We start from the raw sequence: 4,674 nt of genomic DNA, 5'->3' as shown, positions 1-4,674 counted from the left end.
CCGCCGCAGCAGAGCAGGAGGACGCCGCCGACGACGCCCACCACGATCCACAGCGTCTTGTTGCTCATCGCCGACGAGACTACGGGGCGCGCCGAGCCCTAGACTCCGGGCCGTGTCCGCCGCTCCCGCACGCCTGGTCGTGCTCGTCTCCGGTGCCGGCACCAACCTCCAGGCGCTCCTCGACGCCTGCGCCGACCCGGCCTACGGCGCGCAGGTCGTCGCCGTCGGTGCCGACCGTGACGACATCGAGGGGCTGGCCCGCGCCGAGCGCGCCGGCGTCCCGACCTTCGTCGTCAGGGTCAAGGACTACACCTCACGGGAGCACTGGGACGGTGCGCTGACCGACAAGGTCTCCGCGTTCGAGCCCGACCTCGTGGTGCTCGCCGGGTTCATGAAGCTAGTCGGGGCGTCGTACCTGCCGGCGCTGGGGCGGATCACCGTCAACACCCACCCGGCGCTGTCGCCGTCGTTCCCCGGCATGCACGGGCCGCGGGACGCGCTGGAGTACGGCGTGAAGGTCACCGGCTGCACGCTGTTCGTCGTCGACGACGGGGTCGACACGGGTGCGATCGTGGCGCAGACGACGGTGCCGGTCGAGGACGACGACACCGTGGAGTCCCTCCACGAGCGGATCAAGGTCGGTGAGCGCGCGATGCTCGTCGAGACGGTCGGCCGGATGGCTCGCGAGGGCTGGACGGTTGACGGGCGGCGGGTTCGGCTCGGAGGCTGAGCTCCGCATAGGATGGGGTCACACGACTGGCGTAGGTGGGACAACCACCAGGGAGTGTGAGCCGGCATCGACCGCCTGGGTGCCCTCATCGAATGCATCGACCGATGAGGAGCAACGCCCGCATGACCGAGCCCACTGTGCAGCCAGGTGACCGGATCCAGATCAAGCGGGCCCTGGTGTCCGTCTATGACAAGACCGGTCTCGACGACCTGGTCCGTGGCCTCGCCGACCTCGGGGTCGAGCTCGTCTCGACCGGCGGCTCGGCGTCCCTCATCGAGTCGCTCGGCCTCCCGGTGACCAAGGTCGAGGACCTCACCGGCTTCCCGGAGTGCCTCGACGGCCGGGTCAAGACGCTGCACCCGCGCGTCCACGCCGGCATCCTCGCCGACCGCCGGCTGCCCGACCACGTCGCGCAGCTCGAGGAGCTCGGTGTCGAGCCGTTCGACCTCGTGGTCGTGAACCTGTACCCGTTCACCGACACCGTGATGTCCGGCGCGTCGGTGCAGGACTGCATCGAGAAGATCGACATCGGTGGTCCCTCGATGGTGCGGGCCGCCGCCAAGAACCACGCCTCGGTCGCGATCGTCACCGACGGCGCCGACTACGGCCGTGCCCTCGAGGCCGCGAAGACCGGCGGCTTCACCCTCGCCGAGCGCCAGGCGCTGGCCGCCAAGGCGTTCGTCCACACCGGGACCTACGACGTCCACGTCGCCTCGTGGATGGGCAACGTCCTCACCGACTCCTCCGAGGGCACCGGCTTCCCTGCTTGGGTCGGCGCCACCTGGGACAAGTCCGCCGTGCTCCGCTACGGCGAGAACCCGCACCAGCCGGCGGCGCTGTACAAGAACGGCTTCATGGCCGGCGGCCTGGCCGCTGCCGAGCAGCTGCACGGCAAGGAGATGTCCTACAACAACTACGTCGACGCCGACGCGGCCCAGCGGGCGGCGTACGACTTCGAGCAGCCTGCGGTCGCGATCATCAAGCACGCCAACCCGTGCGGGATCGCCGTCGGCGCCGACGTCGCCGAGGCGCACCGTCGGGCCCACGAGTGCGACCCCGTCTCGGCGTTCGGCGGCGTGATCGCCGTCAACCGGCCGGTGTCGGTCGCGATGGCCCAGCAGGTCGCCGAGATCTTCACCGAGGTGATCGTCGCGCCGGGCTACGAGGACGGCGCCGTCGAGGCGCTCCAGAGCAAGAAGAACATCCGGGTCCTGGTGTCGGAGGCGCTGCGGCCGGGCGGCGTCGAGATGCGCAGCATCGACGGTGGCCTCCTCATGCAGCACACCGACGTCTTCCAGGCCGAGGGAGACGACCCGGCGCACTGGACCCTGGCGACCGGCGAGGCGGCCGACGAGGCGACCCTCGCCGACCTCGCGTTCGCCTGGCGTGCCGTCCGGGCCGCCAAGTCCAACGCGATCCTGCTCGCCAAGGACGGCGGCGCCGTCGGCATCGGCATGGGCCAGGTCAACCGGGTCGACTCGTGCAAGCTCGCCGTCGAGCGGGCCAACACGCTCGTCGACGGCGAGGAACGCGCCCGGGGCTCGGTCGCGGCCTCCGACGCCTTCTTCCCGTTCGCCGACGGCCCCCAGATCCTCATCGACGCCGGCGTCAAGGCGATCGTCCAGCCGGGCGGATCGGTGCGTGACGAGGACACCATCGCGGCCTGCCAGGCGGCCGGGGTGACGATGTACCTCACCGGCACCCGCCACTTCTTCCACTGAGCCTGCGAGGATCTGCGACGTGACTGCACAGAAGCTCGACGGCACCGCGACCGCGGCCGCCATCAAGGACGAGCTCAGGGTCCGCATCGAGAAGCTCCGCGAGCAGGGGATCACCCCCGGGCTCGGCACGGTGCTCGTCGGCGACGACCCCGGCTCGCGGTGGTACGTCAACGGCAAGCACAAGGACTGCGCCGAGGTCGGCATCGCCTCGATCCGGGTCGACCTCCCGGAGGTCGCCACCCAGCAGGAGATCGAGGACGCGGTCGCCGAGCTCAACGCCGACCCGGCCTGCACCGGCTACATCGTCCAGCTACCGCTGCCGCGCGGCCGTGACGAGAACCGGGTGCTCGGCCTGATCGACCCGGCCAAGGACGCCGACGGCCTGCACCCGACCAACCTCGGCTGGCTGGTCCTCGGCAACGAGGCGCCGCTGCCGTGCACGCCGTACGGCATCGTCGAGATCCTGCGCCGCCACGACGTCCCGATCGCGGGCGCCGAGGTGGTCGTCGTCGGTCGCGGCATCACCGTCGGTCGGCCGCTCGGCCTGCTCCTCACCCGGCGCTCGGAGAACGCCACGGTGACGCTGTGCCACACCGGCACCGTCGACCTGGCCGCCCACGTGCGCAAGGCCGACATCGTGGTGGCGGCGGCCGGCGTCCCCGACATCATCTCCGGCGACATGGTCAAGCCGGGTGCAGCCGTGCTCGACGTCGGGGTCTCGCGCGTCGACGGCAAGATCGCCGGCGACGTCGCCGCTGACGTCTGGGACGTGGCCGGCTGGGTGTCGCCCAACCCGGGTGGGGTCGGCCCGATGACCCGAGCGATGCTGCTGGCCAACGTCGTGGCGATGGCCGAGAAGCAGGTGGCCCGCTGAACGACGAGCTGATCCCGCCGGAGCCGTCACCGGTCCCGGTGCCGGAGGTCCCGCCGCGTCGACGGTATCCGTCGACGATCGGTGGCGCGCTCTATCTCCTGGTGCTCGCCGCGATGGCGACCGGGATCGGGATCACCTGGCAGGCCCACGACTGGCGTCTCGGCATCCGGGTCGTCGCCGGCTCGCTCGCCGCCGCGTCGTTCCTCCGACTGGTCCTGCCGCAGCACGACGCCGGCATGCTCGCCGTCCGCCCGCGCCTGGTCGACGTCCTCCTCGTCGGCTCCGTCGCCGCCGCTCTCTTCGCCCTGGCCCACAACATCCCCGACCAGCCCGCCTGACCAACGAGCTTCGGCCCCCGAACCTGCACGAAGTGTGCGGGTTCGAGGGCCGAAGTGTGCGGGTTCGTCGACCGGACTGTGCGGGTTCGTCAGATGAGGCCGAGGTCCGTGACGGCCTGGCGCTCGTCGACGAGCTCCGCGGTGGAGGCGTCGATCTTGGCGCGGGAGAAGTCGTCGATCTCGAGGCCCTGGACGATCTCCCAGTTGCCACCGGAGGTGGTGACGGGGAACGAGGTCACGATGCCCTCGGGGGTGCCGTAGGAGCCGTCGGAGAGGACGGCCATCGAGACCCAGTCACCGGCGGGAGTGCCGTTGAGCCAGTCGCGGGCGGCGTCGCAGGTCGCGGACGCGGCCGAGGCGGCCGAGGACGAGCCACGGGCGTCGATGATCGCGGCGCCGCGCTTGGCGACGGTCGGGATGAAGAAGTCCTCGACCCAGGCCTGGTCGTTGATGACCTCGGCGGCGTTCTTGCCGCCGATCTCTGCGTGGAAGACGTCGGGGTACTGGGTGGCCGAGTGGTTGCCCCAGATCGTCATCTTCTTGATGTCGGTCACCGCGGCGCCGGTCTTGGTCGCGAGCTGCGAGATCGCCCGGTTGTGGTCGAGGCGGGTCAGCGCGGAGAACCGGTCCGACGGGATGTCGGGAGCGTTCTTGAGCGCGATGAGCGCGTTGGTGTTGGCCGGGTTGCCGGTCACGCCGATCCGGACGTCGTCAGCGGCGACCTTGTTGAGCGCCTTGCCCTGCGCGGTGAAGATCGCGCCGTTGGCCGACAGCAGGTCGCCGCGCTCCATGCCCGGGCCGCGTGGGCGGGCGCCGACGAGCAGGGCGAGGTTGACGCCGTCGAAGATCTTCTCGGCGTCCGCACCGATCTCGATGCCGGCGAGGTTCGGGAACGCGCAGTCGTCGAGCTCCATGACGACGCCCTCGAGGGCCTTCAGCGCGGGCTCGATCTCGAGCAGGCGGAGGACGACGGGGCGGTCGCCGGCGATGGCGCCGCTGGCGATGCGGAAG

General features: G+C 71.1%; 5 protein-coding genes and 1 riboswitch. Of the genes, 4 read left to right on the top strand and 1 reads right to left on the bottom strand.

All coding sequences use genetic code 11. The annotated features are described in order from the left end of the window. The first annotated feature begins 112 nt into the window (after window positions 1-112). The 4 genes from purN to H0487_RS21820 all read left to right on the top strand — a co-directional run bounded on the left by purN (window position 113) and on the right by H0487_RS21820 (window position 3,663). A complete protein-coding gene (gene purN, locus H0487_RS21835; protein WP_183096321.1) occupies window positions 113-730 on the top strand; it encodes a phosphoribosylglycinamide formyltransferase in 618 nt (205 codons plus the stop codon). Window positions 731-742: 12 nt separating this feature from the next. Next, a riboswitch (ZMP/ZTP riboswitch) is annotated at window positions 743-818 on the top strand. 34 nt (window positions 819-852) lie between these two features. Beyond that, window positions 853-2,451 carry a bifunctional phosphoribosylaminoimidazolecarboxamide formyltransferase/IMP cyclohydrolase gene (gene purH / locus H0487_RS21830; protein WP_183096320.1) on the top strand — a complete coding sequence of 533 codons (1,599 nt, stop codon included), beginning with the start codon at window positions 853-855 and terminating at the stop codon, window positions 2,449-2,451. A 19-nt stretch (window positions 2,452-2,470) separates the two neighbouring features. Beyond that, a complete protein-coding gene (locus H0487_RS21825) occupies window positions 2,471-3,325 on the top strand; it encodes a bifunctional methylenetetrahydrofolate dehydrogenase/methenyltetrahydrofolate cyclohydrolase (RefSeq protein WP_183096319.1) in 855 nt (284 codons plus the stop codon). A gap of 38 nt (window positions 3,326-3,363) precedes the next feature. After that, the gene (locus H0487_RS21820) at window positions 3,364-3,663 is read left to right on the top strand and encodes a DUF3017 domain-containing protein (protein ID WP_312856052.1); all 300 of its coding nucleotides are present in this window, start codon (window positions 3,364-3,366) and stop codon (window positions 3,661-3,663) included. An 89-nt stretch (window positions 3,664-3,752) separates the two neighbouring features. On the opposite strand, the gene H0487_RS21815 is transcribed toward H0487_RS21820, so the two are convergent. Then, window positions 3,753-4,674, bottom strand: a 922-nt coding sequence (locus H0487_RS21815; RefSeq protein ID WP_183096318.1) for a malate dehydrogenase, incomplete at its 5' end; no start/stop codon positions are given.

This window comes from Nocardioides stalactiti, assembly GCF_014180715.1.
GTDB classification, from domain to species: Bacteria; Actinomycetota; Actinomycetes; order Propionibacteriales; family Nocardioidaceae; genus Nocardioides; species Nocardioides stalactiti.
Note: the sequence above shows the minus strand (reverse complement) of the source record. Positions and strands in the feature narration are given on the sequence as shown.